This is a genomic window from Achromobacter deleyi, assembly GCF_013116765.2.
Taxonomy (GTDB): Bacteria; Pseudomonadota; Gammaproteobacteria; order Burkholderiales; family Burkholderiaceae_B; genus Achromobacter; species Achromobacter deleyi_A.
This window is the reverse complement of the sequence record NZ_CP074375.1, coordinates 1981151-1999567: the sequence shown is the minus strand read 5'-3', so window position 1 is coordinate 1999567 and position 18417 is coordinate 1981151. Positions and strand designations below refer to the sequence as shown.

Annotated in this window: 17 protein-coding genes; 12 read left to right on the top strand and 5 right to left on the bottom strand. The window is 65.6% G+C overall.

The features are described from left to right. Positions 1-54 precede the first annotated feature (54 nt). Positions 55-795 (top strand): GntR family transcriptional regulator, encoded by a 741-nt coding sequence (locus tag HLG70_RS08985; protein ID WP_234103026.1) that lies wholly within the window; start codon positions 55-57, stop codon positions 793-795. Between the two features lie 21 nt (positions 796-816). Here the strand turns inward: HLG70_RS08985 and HLG70_RS08980 are convergent, their stop codons facing one another. From HLG70_RS08980 to HLG70_RS08965, 4 genes are read right to left on the bottom strand one after another with little or no spacing between them, the layout of a single operon-like run. Continuing rightward, entirely contained in the window at positions 817-1233 is a 417-nt protein-coding gene (locus HLG70_RS08980) for a VOC family protein (protein ID WP_171662114.1), read from the bottom strand. Beyond that, positions 1230-1769, bottom strand: a complete 540-nt coding sequence (locus HLG70_RS08975) for a helix-turn-helix transcriptional regulator (protein ID WP_171662115.1) — start codon at positions 1767-1769, stop codon at positions 1230-1232. Before HLG70_RS08975 ends, HLG70_RS08980 begins: the two co-directional genes overlap by 4 nt. Positions 1770-1800: 31 nt before the next feature. Then, on the bottom strand, positions 1801-2979 hold the full coding sequence (locus tag HLG70_RS08970) for an NADH:flavin oxidoreductase (RefSeq protein WP_171662116.1): 1179 nt from the start codon (positions 2977-2979) through the stop codon (positions 1801-1803). A 1-nt stretch (position 2980) separates the two neighbouring features. Continuing rightward, entirely contained in the window at positions 2981-3376 is a 396-nt protein-coding gene (locus tag HLG70_RS08965; RefSeq protein WP_171662117.1) for a RidA family protein, read from the bottom strand. A 150-nt stretch (positions 3377-3526) separates the two neighbouring features. Between HLG70_RS08965 and HLG70_RS08960 the strand changes: the two genes are divergently transcribed. Beyond that, complete coding sequence (locus tag HLG70_RS08960) at positions 3527-4426, top strand: LysR substrate-binding domain-containing protein (protein WP_171662118.1); 900 nt, start codon at positions 3527-3529, stop codon at positions 4424-4426. Between the two features lie 81 nt (positions 4427-4507). On the opposite strand, the gene HLG70_RS08955 is transcribed toward HLG70_RS08960, so the two are convergent. Then, complete coding sequence (locus HLG70_RS08955) at positions 4508-6475, bottom strand: alkyl/aryl-sulfatase (RefSeq protein ID WP_171662119.1); 1968 nt, start codon at positions 6473-6475, stop codon at positions 4508-4510. 474 nt (positions 6476-6949) lie between these two features. On the opposite strand from HLG70_RS08955, the gene HLG70_RS08950 reads away from it, so the two are divergent. The 10 genes from HLG70_RS08950 to HLG70_RS08905 all read left to right on the top strand — a co-directional run bounded on the left by HLG70_RS08950 (position 6950) and on the right by HLG70_RS08905 (position 18356). Further along, the gene (locus tag HLG70_RS08950) at positions 6950-7732 is read left to right on the top strand and encodes a hypothetical protein (protein ID WP_171662615.1); all 783 of its coding nucleotides are present in this window, start codon (positions 6950-6952) and stop codon (positions 7730-7732) included. A 108-nt stretch (positions 7733-7840) separates the two neighbouring features. Then, positions 7841-8773, top strand: coding sequence for a hypothetical protein (locus tag HLG70_RS08945; RefSeq protein WP_171662616.1), 933 nt, complete (start codon positions 7841-7843; stop codon positions 8771-8773). Positions 8774-8947: 174 nt separating this feature from the next. After that, positions 8948-9772 carry a helix-turn-helix transcriptional regulator gene (locus HLG70_RS08940; RefSeq protein WP_171662120.1) on the top strand — a complete coding sequence of 275 codons (825 nt, stop codon included), beginning with the start codon at positions 8948-8950 and terminating at the stop codon, positions 9770-9772. Between the two features lie 130 nt (positions 9773-9902). Continuing rightward, on the top strand, positions 9903-12032 hold the full coding sequence (locus tag HLG70_RS08935) for a TonB-dependent siderophore receptor (protein WP_171662121.1): 2130 nt from the start codon (positions 9903-9905) through the stop codon (positions 12030-12032). A gap of 62 nt (positions 12033-12094) precedes the next feature. Beyond that, on the top strand, positions 12095-12523 hold the full coding sequence (locus HLG70_RS08930) for a cupin domain-containing protein (RefSeq protein WP_171662122.1): 429 nt from the start codon (positions 12095-12097) through the stop codon (positions 12521-12523). Positions 12524-12552: 29 nt separating this feature from the next. Further along, a complete protein-coding gene (locus HLG70_RS08925) occupies positions 12553-13737 on the top strand; it encodes a RhtX/FptX family siderophore transporter (RefSeq protein ID WP_171662617.1) in 1185 nt (394 codons plus the stop codon). Between the two features lie 189 nt (positions 13738-13926). Then, complete coding sequence (locus HLG70_RS08920; RefSeq protein ID WP_234103022.1) at positions 13927-16047, top strand: TonB-dependent receptor; 2121 nt, start codon at positions 13927-13929, stop codon at positions 16045-16047. Between the two features lie 100 nt (positions 16048-16147). Next, the gene (locus HLG70_RS08915) at positions 16148-16435 is read left to right on the top strand and encodes a hypothetical protein (RefSeq protein ID WP_171662124.1); all 288 of its coding nucleotides are present in this window, start codon (positions 16148-16150) and stop codon (positions 16433-16435) included. Further along, positions 16422-16712 (top strand): hypothetical protein, encoded by a 291-nt coding sequence (locus HLG70_RS08910; protein ID WP_171662125.1) that lies wholly within the window; start codon positions 16422-16424, stop codon positions 16710-16712. Before HLG70_RS08915 ends, HLG70_RS08910 begins: the two co-directional genes overlap by 14 nt. Positions 16713-16727: 15 nt before the next feature. Then, positions 16728-18356 (top strand): PepSY-associated TM helix domain-containing protein, encoded by a 1629-nt coding sequence (locus HLG70_RS08905; protein ID WP_171662126.1) that lies wholly within the window; start codon positions 16728-16730, stop codon positions 18354-18356. Positions 18357-18417 lie beyond the last annotated feature (61 nt).

The window sequence follows — 18417 nt, the reverse complement described above, 5'->3', positions numbered from 1 at the left end:
CGCATTCCTCCATCACCCGGCGTCCGCCGGGCGGTCCAACCAGGCAGGTTTCACGTGTCCCAGAATTCACCGCTTTCCGCTTCCCCGTCTCATCCCGCCGCCGCGCCCGCCAGCGGCCGGTCCGCCGGCCGCCTGGTCCGCAAGACCGCCGTGGACCTGGTGGTGGATGAACTGCGCGACCGCATCCTGTCCGGCGCGATACCGCCCGGTTCGGCGCTGCGCCAGGAATTGTTTGCCGAGGAGCTGGGTGTCAGCCGCCTGCCGGTGCGCGAAGCGATCCGCCAGCTCAGCGCCGAAGGGCTGATCGACATGATCCCGCACCGGGGAGCCTATGTGTCGATGCTGTCGCGGACCGAAGTGCAGGAGTTTTTCGACATCCGCATGCGGCTGGAACCCTGGCTGTTCCGAGTCGCCGTGCACCAGAAGGATGACGGCGACCTGGACCGCGCCGAGCAGGTCGTGGCGCAGATGGATGCCGCCGCGCCCGAGCAGTGGGGCCGGCTCAATTGCCAGCTGCATGAACTCCTGTACCGTTCCGCGCAACGGCCGGCGGCGCTGGGCATGATCCGCGCGCTGCACGAAAAATCAGAGCGCTATTTCCGTTTCCAGATCGTCAATGCGCCGATCCGCCAGCAGGCCCACGATGAACACATGGAACTGATCGCGCTAGCCCGCCAGGGCCAGCCCGAAAAGGCGGAGGCCGCGCTGGAGCGGCATATCGCCCAGGCGGCGGACCAGATACTGGCCATCGTCGACCATCTGCTGGATGCCTCGGCCGTGCCGCAACCGGCCTGAGAGGCGGCCGGGCGGCGGTGCTCAGGCCGTGCCTTGCGGCGCCTGGATCATCTTCCAGCCGTTGCCGGCCGGGTCGCGGAACCCGGCATCGACGCTGCCATAGCGATCCACGGGCTCTTGGGTGAACTCCACGCCCAGGGCTTTCATTCGGGCGTAGCTGGCGCGGCAGTCGGCCACCGAGAGCACCAGCGGAGGCATGGCGCCTTTGGCCACCATGGCGCGCAGGGTTTGCGCCGTGGCCTCGTCGTGGATGGGCGGGCCGGGCCTGAAAAGGCCGAGCTGAAACGAGGGCTGATCCGGATGCTGGACGGTGAGCCAGCGGTAGGGCCCATTGCGTACGTCCGTGTGTACGCGAAATCCAAGCTTCTCAACATAGAACGAGAGCGCCTCGTCCTGGTCCTCGACGTACAAGCCTGCGACATTGATACCTTCGTTCATGACTCCTCCTTGGTCGATGTCCGCACTGTATCTTTGGCCAGGCGCCGGCGCTTCTCCAAAACTGCGGTGCCTAGATCGGGGCGCTGCACGGCCTTCAGTACACAGGCGGGGATGCCGCCCTGCGGCATATCGGTACGGGCCTCGCTGCGCATGGCGCCGGGGCTGTGGCCGGTGATGTCACGGAAGATGCGGCCGAAGGTGCCCAGGCTTTCCCAGCCGGTCGAGTAGGCAATATCCGTGATGCTCAGTTCGGTATCGCGCAACAGGCTGACGGCCCGCTCGATGCGCCGTGTCAGCAGGTAGCGATGCGGCGGAAGGCCGAAGGCCCGTTTGAAGGAGCGCGCGAAATAGGCCTCGGAGATACCGCTGACCTCGGCAAGGCGCCTGACGGGCCAGGCCTCGTGCGAAGCGGCGTCCATACGGTCCTTGGCGCGCAGCAGGCGGCGCAGCAAGGCTGCGTCCTGCAGGGCGCCGGCGGCGGCCAGCTTCGGGGGCGAGGCGGGCGGCTGCGTGTTTCGGGCTTCGCGCGGGGGCATCGTTTCCGGGGCAGGGGAAGATGCGGGTAGTTTAGGGGACTGGCAGCGCGCTTCCAACCGCGGCGTGTAGCTCCGAGCGATGACGAATCGCATTGGCGAGGTCAGCGATCGGCGTCAGCAACCCGCGATCGAATGTCTCTTGCGGCTCACCTGCGCGCAATCGCGCGGGCCAGTCGGCATGCGTGAGCGCGCCACGGCCCAGCGAAACGAAGTCCGCCTCCTGCCTTCCCATCATCCCTTCGGCCTGCACCGCATCATGCAGCGAACCGTTGGCCAGCACCGGCACCGAAACGTGCCTGCGCGCCAGCGCCGCGAGACTGGGGCCGTGCTCGCCGAAAGCCGGGCGCCAGGCTTCAAACTCGGTGGTGTGCAGGTAATCAATGGGCAGCCCGCCGAGCGTGTCGAAGATCCGTGCGGCATCGGCCTCGCCGCCGCCCCACTTGTGCGTGAAGTCGTTGACCTTGCCTTGCGAGCAGCGCACCCCCACGACAAAGCGCTCTGTCGTTGCCAGGCGGACAGCCTGGATGACATCCACCGTCAGGCGCAGACGGTTGTCCAGGCTGCCGCCGTAGCGGTCCTCGCGCAGATTGGTGTGGGCCGTCAGAAACTGGTCCAGCAGATACCCGTTGGCGCCATGTATCTCGACGCCGTCGAATCCGGCCGCCTGCGCCCTGCGCGCCGCTTGCGCGAAGGATTGGACCGCCTCGGCGATATCATCGGCCGACATCGCCTCGGGCATCCGGTAGGGCCCCGCACCGCGATAGAAAGCCATCTGCTGTCCCGCCGGCAACACGGCCGAGGGACCCTTCGTCGTGATGCGATGGGGATTCCCCTGCGACAGCGCGCCCGCATGCATGAGTTGCGCGATGATGCGCCCACCCTGCGCATGTACGCGGTCCACCACGGTGCGCCACGCATCGCGCTGGGCATCGTCGGCCAGGCCCGGCTGGAAGAGATAGCCTTGCGAATGGGCCTTGTCCGTATAGATGCCTTCGGTGATCACCAGACCGAAGCCGCCAGCAGCGAAGGCGCCATAGTAGTCAGCCATCTGCTTCGTGGCGTGGCCGTCCGCCGTGGCGCTGACCCGGGTCATGGGCGCGACGGCGAGACGGTTGGACAGGCTCAGCTCCTTCCCCACCCGCAGCGGCGTGAACAAGCCGGCGTGCGCGGTTTGCGCAGCGCCTGCCGGACGATCAGCGAACGTGCTCATGTCAGCGGCCCTCCTGTTGGCGTATGGCCGCGATCGCCTCGATCTCGATCATGGCGGCGGGGTCGTAGAGCGCCTTGATCTCCGCGATCGTGTCGGCCGGATAGGGGGCTGAAAAGAAGCGGCGGCGCAGCGCCACCACGTCCTCGAAGTGCCCCATGTCAGTGACGAAGATGGTGACCTTGATCACGTCATTCAAGCTGGAGCCGCCCGCTTCCAGCGCACGGCGCAAATTCAGGAAAGCCTGCTCGCCCTGGGCAGGAAAGCCGCCGGCGACGATCTTGCCGTCGTCGCCGGCGCCCGCCTGGCCCGAGATGAAGAGCAAGTTTCCGAACTGGATGCCCTGCGAAAGCAGAAAGGGCTCGTAGTGGTCGGGCTGGGTGATGACACGTTGCAGCATGGTGCGAATTCCTTCATTCATGGTCGGTGGGTGAATCAGGCCTTGAATGGCCTGTCCGTACCGCCAATGTAGGAATATGCAGCGCATGTGACAAAGGTTCATTTGTCAGCTATAAGAAGAGAAAATCTCATCTATGAGCAGATTCTTCCCATGCAACGCCGATTCCTTCCGCTCTCTGCGCTTCGGGTATTCGAAGCCGCCGCGCGCCTGGGCAGCTTCAAAGCCGCCGCCGAAGAGCTGGCTGTCACTCCCACCGCCGTCAGCCACCAGATCCGCGCCCTGGAGGCGCGGACGGGGCTTGCGCTGTTCGACCGCCAGGTGCGCAAGGTGTCGCTGACCGATGCGGGGGCGCAGCTCTATCCAGTGCTGCGCGACGGATTCGATACGTTCGAGGCGACGCTGGCGCGCTTGACCCAACAGCGAACGCGGATTCAAGTGAGCATCTCGGCGACGAATGCCTTCACCGTGAAGTGGCTGGTGCCGCGCATGGCGGATTTCCGGCGCCGGCATCCCGACATCGACTTGCAGCTGCAGGCGACCGACGACCTCGTCGACCTGCGGTCGACGGCGGTCGACATCGCCATTCGCTATGGCCGAGGGCCGTATCCCGGCCTGGCGGTCCAGCCCCTGTTCACCGACCGGTTCGCGCCCGTGGCCAATCCGCGCCTGGGCGTCAGGTCGCCAGACGATCTGGCCCGCGTGCCATTGATCCGTTTCGATTGGAAGCGGCCTCAGCCGGAGAATCCCACCTGGGACCGTTGGTTCACAGTCGCGAAGCGGCCCCAGCCGCGGCAAGCGAGTCAGCTGCGCTTTTCCGACGAAGGACACGCAATACAGGCGGCCGTCGCGGGACATGGCATTGCGTTGGTCAGCCTGGCGTTGATCGCCGACGAACTGGAAGCCGGCCATCTCGTGCAGCCGTTCGGGCCAGCGATCGACGGGCATACCTATCACCTGGCCATGAGCGCCGACCGGCCGCCCTCGCCGCAAGTCCAAGCCGTGGCCGACTGGTTGCGCGCTCAGGCCGCGGGGCGCGGATACAAGCCTTGAGCCGCCGTATCCGGCTGACACGCATCTTTCGCGAGGATGCCGGCGCACGCTGGCGCCGGCATCTTTGGTCGCGAACCCTGCCTACGGTGTCACGATGTTGAACCAGAACTCAAAGTCGTCAAGCGAACCAAAGACGTCATTCAGCTTGGACTGATCGCCGGTGATCTTGACGTCACCCTTGGCCAGGGCGTCTTTCAAGGTGATCTGCTTGAGCATGATGTCGTTGAGCGTGTTCCGGGTCAGCGTGACGCTGGCGCTGGGTTCCTTGGCCGGCTTGCCTTCCGTGTGATTGAGCACGCTGTTCACCATCTCAAGCGTGTACTGCTGCTTGGTGTCGGTGAAATCCACGTTCAGCACGACGTGCTTGCCCTCGGCTTTCTCGCGGTTCAGGCGAACCGCGAAATAGTCGAACAGCATGTCCAGCGTCATGGCGCGGATCGTGTCCGGACTGGCGGTATCGGGCACGGGCAGCTTCTTGACGCCTTCACGCAACTCCTTGGCGCCCGTCAGGTAGAAGTTGCGCCATGGGCCGCTTTCCGCCTGGTAGCCCATCTGCTCCAGGGCGTCGGCCTGCAGGCTGCGGGCATCCTGGTTTTGCGGATCGGCGAACACCGCGTAATTGACCACCTCGGCCACCCAGCGGTAGTCCCCTTTGGCGTAGTACTCGCGCGCCTTTTTCAGCAAGGCTTCCGTGCCGCCCATCATGTCCACGTAACGCTTGGCGCCTTGCTCGATCGGCAGCGTGTGCAGCGTGGCGGGGTTGCCGTTGAACCAGCCCAGGTAGAGCACATAGGTGGCTCGGACGTTATGGTTGACCGAGCCGTAATAGCCCCGGTTCGAGAACTTGGTGGCGATCGCCTTGGGCAGCTTGACCTGTTCCGCGATCTCTTCCTTGTTGTAGCCCATGTTGGCAAGGCGCAAGGTCTCGTCGTTGATGTACCGGTACATGTCACGCTGCAGGCTCAACTGCTGCTGGACGTCCTTCTTGCCCCAGACCGGCCAGTGATGCATGGCATACATGACTTCGACGTCATCTCCCCACAACGCCAGGGCCTCGTTCAGGTACTTGGACCATGCCAGCGGGTCGCGGATCTTGGCGCCGCGCAGCGAATAGGTGTTGTGCAGGGTGTGGGTGGAGTCTTCCGCCGTATTGAGCGCCTTTTTTTCCTTGATGTAATACAGCATCTCGGCGGGGGCTTCGCTGCCGGGCGCATACAGGAATTCGTACGTCAGCCCGTCGATGACGCGCGTTTCGCCGGTCTTTTCAATGATGTCCGTGGGCGGGATCAGGGTTACGGTGCCCGCCGACGTGGTGGTGCCCAGGCCAGCGCCAACCTGGCCGGTGGGGCTGGGCGGCAAGAGGTTGCCGTACATGTAGCTGGCGCGGCGGCTCATGGCCGTGCCGGCCATCACGTTCTCGGCCACCGCGTGTTCCAGAAAGCCAAGCGGCGCATAGATCTTGACCTTGCCGGCCTTCACGTCGGCTTCGTCCACCACCCCCCGCACGCCGCCGTAGTGGTCCACGTGGCTGTGGGTATAGATCACCGCGACCAAGGGCTTCTTGGGGCGGTGTTGATAGTAGAGATCCAGCGCCGCCTTGGCCGTTTCGGTGGAAACCAGCGGGTCCATGATCGTCAGGCCATCCTTGCCTTCGACGATGGTCATATTGGACAGGTCCAGGTTGCGCACCTGGTAGATGCCGTCAGTGACCTGAAACAGACCCGAGATATTCAAAAGCTGCGACTGGCGCCACAGGCTGGGGTTGACGGTGTCTGGCGCATCCGACCCTTCCTTGATGAAGTCGTACTTGCCCGGGTCCCACACCAGGTTTCCCTCGGCGCCCTTGATCATCGCTCCCGGCAGCGGCGCAATGAACCCCTTGTGAGCCAGCTCGAACGAGGTCTTGTCGGAGAACGGAAGTTCTTTCAAGAGCTCGGCATTGGCTGCCTTCGTGGCGGCTTCCGCGGGCTTGGGCGCTTGCGCAGACCATGCCGGGGCCGCCAGCCCCAGCGCGAGGGCCAGGCCGGTTGCAGCGGCGCGGGCCCCCATGTGTTCGCCTGGCCTGACTCGGGCGGACCGGGTCCGTGTAGTGCGATGCGGTGACAAGGTATTCACACTGGAAATGAGCTTCATAACGACTACTCTCCATGATGAGATAAACCGACGCCGGGATGGGCGCACGTCAGAAACGCAAGGGATCGCAAGTAGCGGGTGAGTGCCCGTCCTATGAGGGCGTTGAAGAGCGGGTGGGCAGGGCAGCGAATCGCCAGCGCTGGACGACGGGGTCGCTGGGGTGGGGGGCACTGAACATTCGAAAACCCAGGGTAGCGCAGTCGTTGGCCGCTTTGGGATGCAGCGCCGCAGCAATTGTTGCGCACCTGCAAGAATGGTCACGCAGACATGCGCAGGGTGCTTTCTCGCCGAGGCATATTGCCTGATATTCGAACGTGGCCTGTCCTGGAAAGAGACAGGGGCGCGGGGCCGGCGTGTCCGATAAACATTGACGATCTCAGGATGGCTGCAGTGAACTATTCACTTGTTCTCGCTGGCGTGGCCGTGGCCTTCTTCTTTCTTTTGCTGGCGGCGATTCGCGTTGGGTGCTACCTGGGTAGCCGCAGAAGCCCGGGTGACAAGGGCAAGGCGGGCTCCGCAGCCATCGAAGCGTCCGTGTTCGCGCTGCTAGGCCTGCTGATCGCATTTACGTTTTCAGGCGCCGCGCAGCGGATGGCGGACAGGCGGGGCCTGCTGGTGGAAGAGGTGAACGCCATTGGGACTGCCTGGCTGCGGATAGACATGCTCAGTCCCGATAGCCAGCCTCAATTGCGCGACCAGTTCCGGCGTTATGTGGATCAGCGGATCAGCTATTACCGGCATGTGGCGGACCTGGACCAGCGGGAGGCCATCTCGGTGAAGGCAGGCGCCATCCAGCAGGAGATCTGGTCGTCGTCCATGCAGGCCGTCAGGCAAGTTGCGCCGCCGTTTGGCGCTTTGTACGTGGCGGCTGTCAACGATATGTTCGACGTGGCGACTGCCCAGACTGTTGCGCAGAAGGTCCATCCCCCGCTGGCGACTTATCTTTTCCTGGGATTCCTGACGCTGGTATGCGCTTGCCTGATCGGCCTGAACCTGGCCGAGGCCAAAGGGAACTCCCTGTTTCACCGGATCGTCTATGCGGTCGTCATGACTGCGGCGATTTACATCATCGTCGATTTCGAGTTTCCGCGGATCGGCGCTATACGCATCGACCAAAGCGACGCGCTGCTCATGGCGCAGCGTGAAGCGATGGGGCCGCCCGCGGGTCAATAGCGCGTACCGCGAGACGGTTTCCAGGATGCGTGTGTGGGGGCTCACCGAGGGAGAAACGGCATGAGGTACCCGTTGGCAGGGCAGGGCCGGTACGCCAAACGGCTGTCTATGTGGCTGATCGCGGCGCATGCGTGCGCCGCAGCGCCGGCCGCGGCGCAGCCCACGATCAGACTGAGCCAAGACGACTTGCAGAAGCGCGCCAATGGCGTTCTGGCGCTGATGTCCTTGTCCATCGTGCCGGACATCACGACCAGTTCTTTATCCATAAGCGGGGGCGGGGGCTCCACGTCGGGGTCGACTGAATTCTTCATGACGCAGCTTGGCGGCGGAGACACGATCTCCGATTCCGTGCCCATATACCTGGAAGGGGTGCTGGCCGGCAGCCGCTACGACCCGACCTTCGTCGCCACCCAGGGCGCGGAGACCCGCAACATTCCGACCAAATGGAACAGCCTGTCCGCAACCGGCGGGATCGGCTGGGACTTCAAGCTGACCGACGAACTGAAGCTGCGGCCCATTTTCAACATCGCGCTGGGCAACGTCACGAGCGACCTGCGCGCGGCGAGCTGGTACGTGGGGCAACAGACGGGACGGGATATCAGCTTCCTGGATCGCGGCTCGCTGAACGCCTACGGCCTGGGCGGGTCGCTGATGCTGGATTACGAACACTACCGGCCGGGCTACGAGGTGGACGTGGAGTTGCGGTACTCGGATATACGGCTCAAGAGTTTCGACAGCTCGGCCGCGGTGCAGGGGAACGCCACCGCGCAGTCCGCCAACCTGTGGGCCCGTTACCGTGCGCCGACCGGCTTGACGATGCTGCAGAGGCCGCTGCGCTACGTGCTTGAACTGACGCATTCTGAATTCCTGGGAGATCAGCGGGGCATACTCGGCTTTGATCGGCTGACGTCGGTCGGGCTTGGCCTGGAATTGGATTCGAGCGCCTACGACGTCATCGTGACGCGCACGCGGCTCGTGGGACGCTACGTCTTCGGGACGAACGTGTCGGGATTCTCGGTGGGCCTGGCCGTCAGTTTTTGAGCGTGCCCGGTCAGGTTCTGGCCGCAAGCTTGTGGCGGCAACCTTTCCGTCATGAGCAAACGGTAATAATATTCAATCTCATCAACTGCACGTCCGCCACCGGCGGCCGCTTCCGTGACCGTATCCGCGACTCGCCCCGAATTAGATTGGACCGTATCCACCGCGGCGCCCGCGATGTCCCTGGCCGGAGGCACGCTGCGCTTCGGCCAGGCCGAGCGGGTGCATGAAGACCTGGACCCCGGACTGAAGCTGGTCCTGGTGCTGGACGGCGACCTGCGCTACAGCGTGCGCGGCGCGCCTGCCACCCATGTCAGCGGGCCTTCGCTGCACCTGAGCCTGTGCCAGGATCCGATGGATATGGTGCATGAGTTCGGCGCTGGCCGGGCGCTGCGGTTCGTTTCCCTGCGCACCAGCCTGGATCATCTGCGCGGGTCCTTCGCGATGGAACCCGCCGAATTGGGTTCGCTGCTGCAGGCGCCGCGCGGCCAGCAGCCCTATGCGGATGCCAACCTGCGCGTGAACGACGCGTTGCTGGCGCTGGGGCACCAGATGCTGGCCTGCTCGATGCAGGGCGCGCTCAAGCGCATGTACCTCTCGGGCAAGGCGCTGGAGCTGGCCGCGCTGGCGTTCAACGCCTTGCAGCCCGCGCGCGAGGGGGGCGCGGCTTGCGTCCTGCCGCGAGGCGATGCCGAGCGGCTGCACCACGCGCGCGACCTGCTTCTGGCGGATCTGCAGGAACCGCCTTCGCTGCCCGAATTGGCGCGGCTTGCGGGCATCAATGTCAACAAGCTGACCACGGGGTTTCGCAAGCTGTTCGGCCAGAGCGTTTACGCCTTTGTACGCGAACGCCGCATGGAGCAAGCGCACGCCTGGCTGGCCGCTGGCGCCTTGACCGTATCCGAGGCGGCCTACGCCTGCGGCTACACCGATTCGCACTTCACCAAAGCCTTCCAGCGCCGCTACGGCGTGCTGCCCAGCAGCCTGGCGACCCGCAACTGATCCCCGGTTTTCCCTCCATCCGGGCGGGATACTTCCGCAATCGCTAGTGAAAGTTCCGCAATCGCCAGCGGGCCAGCCGGCTCCTCTCTAGAATTATTTGAGAATAATTCTCAATATTTAATACAGAGGAATGGCGGTGCGTAAACAGGTGAAAAAAGGGGCGGCCCGACCGCAGCAGGGCAGGGCGCGCGTCAGGCATTGGCCGCTGTGGCTGGCCGTGGCGGCGGGGCCCGCATTGGCTGAGGATGCGCCCTCGTTGCCGGCGGTGACGGTCAGCGGCGAGGGCGTGGCGCATGAAACACCCATGATGGCCAAACTGCCGCTGACCGTGCGCGAAATCCCGCAATCCGTCACGGTGATCGGGCTGGAGCAGATGCGCGAGCAGAACCTGCAAAGCCTGGACGAGGTCATGCAGCACGCCACCGGCATCACGGTGCAGCCTTATCAGCTGTTGACCACGGCGTATTACGCGCGTGGCTTCAAGGTGGATTCGTTCGAGCAGGACGGGGTGCCGGTGCTGATGGGCAATATGGCTGCGTCGCCGCAGGACATGGCGGTGTACGAGCGCGTGGAGATCCTGCGGGGCGCCAACGGTCTGATGCATGGCGCCGGCAACCCGGCCGCCACCGTGAACCTGGTGCGCAAGCGGCCGCAGCGCGAGTTCTCGTTCAATGGCCTGGTCAGCGCCGGAAGCTGGGACCGCTATCGGGCCGAGGCCGACCTGGGCGGCCCCTTGAACGATAGCGGCAGCGCGCGCGGGCGCGTCGTCAGCGCGGTCGAAGACCGCGGCTATTTCTACGACGTGGCCGACCAGCAATCCGCTTTGCTCTACGCCATCGGTGAAGTGGACCTGGGGCCGCGGACCGTGCTGTCGGCCGGTGTGCAGACCCAGCGCATCCGCTCCACGCCCAACATGGCGGGTGTGCCGCGCTACAAGGACGGCGGTGATATCGGCTTGCCGCGGTCCACGTTTCTGGACGTCGCCTGGGGCCGCTTCAACTGGGACACGACCCGCGTATTCGCGGATCTGGAGCACCGTTTTGGCGACGGATGGGCCGCCAGGATCAGCGCCAACTACCTGAACGCGGACAGCAACTTGAAGTACGCCGGCGCTTACGGCGCCATCGACCGGCAGACCGGGCTGGGTTCCCGGCTGATGGGCGCCGCCTACAAGTTCGACAACACGCAGACCAGCGTGGATGCGTATGTCAGCGGTCCGGTCCAATGGTTCGGCCGCCGCCATGAACTGCTGCTGGGCGGCAATGCGCAGCGCACCACGTCCGAGCAATACACCGCCATGCTGACACCGGCGCTGAACGTGCCGGTGAACGTGTTCGACTGGGATCCGCAAGGCGTGCCGGAACCGGGCGTCGGCCCCTACACGTCGCCGGGCGAGACGCGCCTCAAGCAGCAGGGCGTCTACGGCATGGGCCGCTTTTCGCTGGCCGATCCGGTCACCCTGGTGCTGGGCGGGCGCATGAGCTGGTGGAACCAGACCTCGCCCGGCGCGCGCCAGCGGATCGATCCCGAGTTCACGCCGTATGGCGGCCTGATCGTGGATCTGAACCCGCAATGGTCGCTGTACGGCAGCTATGCGCAAGTGTTCCAGCCGCAAAGCCAGCTGACCCGCGAAGGCAAGCCGCTGGACCCCGTCACCGGCACCAACTATGAAGCAGGCGTGAAGGGCGAACTGGCCGACGGGGCGTTGAACGTATCGCTGGCGGTGTTCCAGATCCAGCAGAAGAACCGCGCGCAGCAGGACCCCGATTGGCCTTGCGTGGGCAACAACTGCTACTACATCTCGGGCGGCGAAGTGCGCAGCCGCGGCATCGAAGCCGAGGCCAACGGGCAGATCACGCCCAACTGGTCGGTGGCCGGCGGCTACACCTTCAACACCAGCAAATACCTGAAGGACGCGGTCTCCAACGGGCAGCCCTTCGCGAGCTTTACGCCCAAGCACATCTTCCGCGTCTGGACGAACTATGCGCTGCCCGCCCTGGACCGGCGCCTGAGCGTGGGCGGCGGCGTGCAGATGCAGTCGGGGTACTCGACCGTGTCGGGCCCCGTGACCTTGCGCCAGGGCGGCGTCACGCTGGTGGACCTGCGCGCGGCGTACCGCCTGGACAAGCACGTGACGGTGGCGCTGAACCTGAACAACGTCTTTGACCGCCGCTATTACCAGAGCCTGTCCGGCACGTCCTGGAACAACCGCTACGGCGAACCGCGCAACGCGATGCTGACTTTGCGCGCGCAGTACTGACCGTCAGCTCCGGGCCGGCGCGCGAAGCCGCGCCGTCCTTTTCAACATCCGGGAGTTTCACAATGAAGACCGAGGAAGCCCTTTTGCCTCCCGCCGTCTTTGAATGGCTGGATCATTTCATGGCGCTGGCCCACGGCGGCGGCATGCGCGAGGTCGGCAAGCCAGGCCGCCTGTCGCCGCAAGACGGCTGGCTGGTCGGCGTCAAAGCCGTGGCAAGCGATGCCGACGTGCATGGCGACGTATGGGAGCGCCATCCCGCGGGCGAAGAGATGCTGTGCGTGCTGGAAGGACGCGTGGTGCTCACGCTGATGGAAGACGGCGGCGCGGAAACCGACGTGCTGCTGGAGAACCGTCACGGTACGGTCGTGCCGCGCGGCGTGTGGCATCGGCTGCATGTGGCCTGTCCAGGAAAGATCCTGTTCGTGACGCCGGGGCAGGGTAGCGAACATCGCCGCGTGGCGGCATCCCCCAATAGGAAACCCAGACCGTGAATCGATTGGCAAACGGGCGCTTGTTCATCATGATCGCCGCCCTGTATTTTTCGCAAGGCATACCGCTGGGCGTGGCGATGGAGGCCTTGCCCACGCTGCTGCGCCGCGACGGCGCCGGCCTGGGCACGCTGGCCTGGCTGCCGCTGGTCGGCCTGCCATGGGTGCTGAAGTTCCTGTGGGCGCCGCAGGTCGACAACCGCTGGCGGCCGTCCGCGGGCCGGCGCCGCAGCTGGATCGTGCCGATGCAGGCCATCGTGCTGGCCTGCATGACGGGCGTGGCGCTGCTGGGCATTTCGTCGGCCAGCGCCGCGTGGGGAGTCGGACTGATGGCCGTGGCGTCGTTGGCCAGCGCCACGCAGGACATCGCCACCGACGGCCTGACGGCCGAACGCTTCGACGGCCAGGCGCTGGCGCGGGCCAATGCCGTGCAAGTAGGCGGCACGATGGTGGGCTTCTTCTTCGGCGGCCCCGGCGCATTGATCATGGCGGGCTATATCGGGCAGCGCGGCGCGTTGGCCGTGCTGGCGATGGTCGTGGCGTTCAGCCTGTTGATGGCCGCGACCTGGCGCGAGACACCGCTGGACTGCCGGGAGGCCGCGACGCCGCGCCAGCGCGCGTCGCTGGCGGGTTTCGCCCGCCGCCGCGGCGCGTGGGCGCTGGCCGTGGCCGCCTTCCTGGCGGCGATGACGGCGGTGGCCGGCTACGGCTTGTCCAAGCTGTATCTGGTGGATGCGGGCTGGGAACTGGAGGCCGTCGGGCGTATCGGCATGGCGGGCGGCGTGGTCACCGTGCTGCTGGGTTGCGGCGGAGGCGCCTGGCTGATCGGAAAGCTGGGTGCGCGCACGGTGCTGGCGCTGGGCCTCGCGGCGTCCGGCGCCGCCGCGCTGGGCTGGATGGCGCAGGCCCACGGCTGGACGCCCGTCCACCCGCGCATGGCCTACGCGGCGCAGGGACTGGGTTCGTTCGGGGCGGGCGCGGCATCGGTCGCGTTGATGACGCTGGCGATGCGTTTCGCCCGGCAGGGGCGGCAATCGGGCACGGACATGACGGCGGTGCAGAGCGCGCGCGACCTGGGCGAAATCCTGACCTCGTCCATGATGACGGGGCTGGCGGCCCATATCGGCTATGCGGGCGGCTTTGCCAGCGGCGTGGCGGTGGCCGCCGCCACATTGCTTTTCACGACGGCGGCGTTGCGGCGCGTGGCGCCAGCCTGATCGCCACCCGCTGCGGCGGCGAATTACTGACAAATAGCTGAATTAAACGCGAGTTGGTGCGATTTGTGCTTTTTTGTGACGGACATATAATCCATCTAATACTCATTATCATTTACGCAATGGGGGTGGTGGATCTTGGCTAAAAATGTTCAGTTAATGCTTGTTTTGCGCTCCAGATGGCTCAGTCCCATGGCTGCGCTTCCCTTCGTCCTGCCTGTTTGCAGCGCCTGGGCGCAAACCGAGGCGCCGGCCCCGACGCTGCAACCCGTCACGGTCACCGCGGGCTCGGTGGCGGAGGAACTGCCGCCGCCCTATGCGGGGGGGCAGGTGGCGCAGGGCGCGCGCTTGGGCCTGATGGGCAACCAGGACGTGATGGACACGCCGTTCAACGTCACGAGCTATACCGCCGAGCTTATCCAGAACCAGCAGGCGCGCACGCTTGCCGACGTCATGGCCAATGATCCTTCGGTCCGGTTCACGACGTCGAGCGGGCACGCCTATGAGAACTTCCGCATTCGAGGTTTTGACGTCAACCAGAACGATGTGGCGATCAACGGCATGTACGGGCTGGCGCCCATGGGCCGCACCCCGCTGGAGTTCGTGGAGCGGGTCGAGGTGCTGAAAGGCCCGAACGCCTTGTTCAGCGGCATGGCCCCCAGCGGCGCGGTGGGGGGCACGATCAACCTCGTGCCCAAGCGCGCGGGCGACACGCCCAACGCCACGTTCGGAGTGAACTGGCAGTCCGACGGACAGCTGGGCACGACGATAGACGCCGGGCGGCGCTACGGCGCCAGCAACGAATGGGGCGCGCGCGTCAATGGCTCCTTCAGCGACGGAGCCACCACGCTGGACGGTCAATCCAGAAAGCGCGAGTTCCTGTCCGCCGGCCTGGACTATCGCGGGAGCGCGCTGAGCGCGTCGATCGACGCCTATCACAGCCAGGAATCGTTCACGGGCGGCACGCCGGCCATGTTCTGGTTCGGCGGCTCCGTCGTTCCCGTGGCACCCGATCCCCGCATCAATCAGTTCAGCACCGGCTACGGCAACATACAGAGCAATGCCGTGGTCGCGCGAGCCGAATACCGTTTCAATGACAGCGTGTCGGCCTTCGCGGGCGTGGGCAGGCGCGACAGCCACCAATCCGGGCTGATCAACGGCACCCACGCGCGGCAGATCGACGCCAACGGCAATTTCACCGGATCCATCATCGGCCAGCGGGCCTACACCGACGCCACCTCGGCCGAGGCGGGCCTGCGTTCGCGCTTCAGGACGGGCAGCGTGGGGCACGAACTGGTGCTTCAGGCCTCCATACTGGAGCTGGAGGACGGCTCGGCCACCGGCACGGCCTCGACCTTCAAGTCCAACATCTACGACCCGATCACGCCTGTCATGCCGGCGGTGCCGGGCAGTGCGCCCAAGACGGCGGAAAACACGCTGTCCAGCCTGGCGCTGGTCGACACCATGTCCTTCTTCGACGACAAGCTGCTTCTGACCGGAGGCCTGCGCAACCAGCGCGTGAAGACCACCAACTTCGACAAGACGGGCAAGACGACTTCCCGCTACGACAAGGATGCCGTGACGCCGGCGGTGGCCGTGGTCGTCAAGCCCTGGGGGCCGGATGTCTCGCTGTACGCCAACTACGTGCAGGGCTTGAGCAAGGGCGACAGCGTCACGGACACCACGGCCAGCAACTATGGGCAGGTCTTCGCGCCTTACAAGACCGAACAGCAGGAGGTGGGCATCAAGTGGAACGCCGGCACCTTCACCAATACGCTGGCGCTCTTCCAGATCGACAAGCCCATGCTGGTCACGGAGGGCTCGACGGCCAGGCCGACGTATGCGGACGGCGGCGAGAAGCGCGTCCGGGGGGTGGAATGGAACACATTCGGCGAGCTGATGCGCGGCGTGCGCGTGCTGGGCGGCGTTACGTATTCCCAAGGCACGCAGACCAAGACCTCGTTTGGCCGCTATGACGGCAATACCGCGGTCGGCGCGCCGCGCTGGCAGGTCAATACCGGGCTGGAATGGGATACCCCCTGGGTGCCCGGCCTGACCTTGAGCGGGCGCGTGCAGGCGACGTCCAGCCAGTATGCCGACTCGGCCAACAAGCTGCAGATTCCGGGCTGGGGCCAGCTCGACCTGGGCGCCCGTTATGCCACGCAGGTCAACGGCCGGGACGTGGTGCTGCGCCTGAACGTCAACAACGTGTTCAACAAGTATTACTACGCCGGCATCTTCAGCGACACGACCCCGATCGCGACGTTGGGCCCGGCACGTAGCGTCACCGCGTCCGCCAGCATCAGCTTCTGAACGCTGGCGGCGCGTTCCGCCTGTTCCCAGTCCTGGACGGTCACTCCGGGCCATGGGGGCGGGCGGCATTTGAACGCTCGCGTTTCATTCAAGGATGACTATGCAAGCCTTGGTTCCCCTCAGCCTGATCGTCATGTTCCTGGGCTGTTTCTGCATCTATCGCGCCTCGCCGAACCAGCGGTGGCGGCCTGCGCCCTGGCCAGCCGTGTCCGCCCGCGCCGCGGGCGTCCTCCTGCTGGCGCTGGGCGGCTGGGGTTGCTTGCGCGCGTTCTCGGCCGTCGCGGCCGTGTTCGTGTTCTGTACGGCCCTGATGCTGTTCTTCAGCCTGATTCCCTACCTGGGCGCGCTTGTGGGGTTGCGCCGGAGCGATACGCATGAAGCCCGGTAAGCCTGCCCCCATCCGGCGCGACTGGATATCCAAGAGCCTGGCCGGCGCGCTGCTGGGCTTCGCGCTTGCCATGGGGGCCAGCGCGGCGCTTGCCGCGCTCACCGCCGGGATTCCGTTGGCGACACGCTCGCAGCTTGCCATGTGGCTGGTGCCGCCGGTCTGGCTGGGCGTCCTGAGCACCGTCTATTTCTTCGCCAGCGGCCTGCGCGCCTGGATCTGGCTGGGCGGGGCCTGCCTGGCGCTCTACGGCGGGCTGTTCCTGGCCGGCGCGATTTAAGGGGAGGTCGCGAGCATGAGAGCCGACTACATACGCATCTACAAATCGGTCCATACCTGGACGGGCATCCTGACGGGCATGGCGCTCTTCATTGCCTTCTATGCGGGTGCCTTGACCGTGTTCAAGGAGCCGCTGGCCCGATGGGCGACGCCGCAATCGACGGTCTTGCACGTACCCCTGGACGAGGCGCCGGACCTGATCTCCAGGACCCTGGCGGCGCGGCCGGAGGTGGCCAAGGGATTCAACATCCATCTGCAGGCGGCCGAGCATGTTCCCGCCCGCATGGGCTGGGAAGTCCGCGACCCGCAAGCCGACGAGCATGACGAATCGTCGCTGCGGCACTACGTCGCCTACGTCGATCCGGGCGGCGAGCTCAGGGTGGAGCAATCCACGCCCAGCGGGCTGACGTCGTTCATAGACGTGCTGCATCGCGTGGTGGGCCTGCCGGTCGACAGCGATCCCAACCGCTGGGTCATGGGCGTCATCGCATCGCTGTACGCGGTCGCTCTGGTATCCGGGGTCATCGTGCTGCTGCCGTCGCTGGTCAAGGACTTCTTCGCCTTGCGGACAGGCAAGAACCTGAAACGCATGTGGCTGGACGCGCACAACGTGGTGGGAATCGTGTCCCTGCCATTTCATATCATCATGGCGCTCAGCTCGGTCGTGTTCGCGTTTCACGATGGCATCTATGACCTGCAGGACAGGTTGATGTACCAGGGCAAACTGGAATCGGTCTTCCAACGGCCCGCCGGGGGCGGGGCGGACGCAGCCGCCCGCGACCCGGCCGCCATGCTGGCGCCGCGGGACCTGGTGGCCAAGGCGCGCAGCCTGGCGCCGGGTTTCGAGCCCAGCGTGCTGCAATACCAGCAAGTCACCGGTCCGCGCGCCGTGGTGCGCGTATGGGGCAAGGACGACAGCGCGGTGTCGCCGAGGGCGCGAGGCGGCTTCGTGGCGATCGATCCCTACTCAGGAAAGATCATCAATAGCGACTACCTGCCCGGCGGGCAGAGCGCACCCAATCTCTGGATCAGCAGCTTCTTCGCGCTGCACATGGCGTCTTTTGGGGGCGTGGCGGTGCAGTGGCTCTATTTTCTCCTTGGGCTGGCGGGCGCCTGGCTGTTCTATAGCGGCAACCTGCTCTGGATCGAGACGCGCCGCAAGCGCGCCGACCGGCAGACCGGGGCCATTCCGGTACAGCGGCTGGACACGCGGCTGATGGCGTCGGCGACTGTCGGCGTCTGCCTTGGGTGCGTGTGCGGCATTTCGTTGATGATGGTCGCCTCCAAATGGCTGAACGGGCGCGTCGCTGATCTGAACGCCTGGCTACAGGGGCTTTACTACCTGGCGTTTTTCGCTTGCGTGGCCTGGGCCTTCCTGCGCGGCGGCGCGGCAGCCGGGGTGCATCTGCTGTGGGTGGCCGCGGCACTGACGTTGGCCATTCCGGCGACATCCCTGGTGGGCGGCCTGTTTCCGGGGTCCGGGCTGTGGGCGCACACGTCGGCCGCGACGCTGGGCGTGGATGCGACGGCGCTGGCGTCGGCCTTGGGATTTGTCTGGATGGCAAGGGCCAGCGCGCGCCGGATCGGACGAGGCGCGCTCGATAGTGCGTGGGCCCCCAAGCGGCTTGCGCCCCAGGACGGATAGCGGATGGCGACGGCCCGCCCTGGGCCGGTTGCTGCAACATGAAACGGTACTACCGCGGGTG

Excerpts from the sequence above, each read along its gene's own strand:
- HLG70_RS08980 (WP_171662114.1), bottom strand. The coding sequence starts at position 1,233 with ATGAACGAAGGTATCAATGTCGCAGGCTTGTACGTCGAGGACCAGGAC.
- HLG70_RS08975 (WP_171662115.1), bottom strand. The coding sequence starts at position 1,769 with ATGCCCCCGCGCGAAGCCCGAAACACGCAGCCGCCCGCCTCGCCCCCG.
- HLG70_RS08970 (WP_171662116.1), bottom strand. The coding sequence starts at position 2,979 with ATGAGCACGTTCGCTGATCGTCCGGCAGGCGCTGCGCAAACCGCGCAC.
- HLG70_RS08965 (WP_171662117.1), bottom strand. The coding sequence starts at position 3,376 with ATGCTGCAACGTGTCATCACCCAGCCCGACCACTACGAGCCCTTTCTG.
- HLG70_RS08960 (WP_171662118.1), top strand. The coding sequence starts at position 3,527 with ATGCAACGCCGATTCCTTCCGCTCTCTGCGCTTCGGGTATTCGAAGCC.
- HLG70_RS08955 (WP_171662119.1), bottom strand. The coding sequence starts at position 6,475 with ATGGGGGCCCGCGCCGCTGCAACCGGCCTGGCCCTCGCGCTGGGGCTG.
- HLG70_RS08945 (WP_171662616.1), top strand. The coding sequence starts at position 7,841 with ATGTGGCTGATCGCGGCGCATGCGTGCGCCGCAGCGCCGGCCGCGGCG.
- HLG70_RS08940 (WP_171662120.1), top strand. The coding sequence starts at position 8,948 with ATGTCCCTGGCCGGAGGCACGCTGCGCTTCGGCCAGGCCGAGCGGGTG.
- HLG70_RS08935 (WP_171662121.1), top strand. The coding sequence starts at position 9,903 with ATGGCGGTGCGTAAACAGGTGAAAAAAGGGGCGGCCCGACCGCAGCAG.
- HLG70_RS08930 (WP_171662122.1), top strand. The coding sequence starts at position 12,095 with ATGAAGACCGAGGAAGCCCTTTTGCCTCCCGCCGTCTTTGAATGGCTG.
- HLG70_RS08925 (WP_171662617.1), top strand. The coding sequence starts at position 12,553 with ATGATCGCCGCCCTGTATTTTTCGCAAGGCATACCGCTGGGCGTGGCG.
- HLG70_RS08920 (WP_234103022.1), top strand. The coding sequence starts at position 13,927 with ATGGCTGCGCTTCCCTTCGTCCTGCCTGTTTGCAGCGCCTGGGCGCAA.
- HLG70_RS08915 (WP_171662124.1), top strand. The coding sequence starts at position 16,148 with ATGCAAGCCTTGGTTCCCCTCAGCCTGATCGTCATGTTCCTGGGCTGT.
- HLG70_RS08910 (WP_171662125.1), top strand. The coding sequence starts at position 16,422 with ATGAAGCCCGGTAAGCCTGCCCCCATCCGGCGCGACTGGATATCCAAG.
- HLG70_RS08905 (WP_171662126.1), top strand. The coding sequence starts at position 16,728 with ATGAGAGCCGACTACATACGCATCTACAAATCGGTCCATACCTGGACG.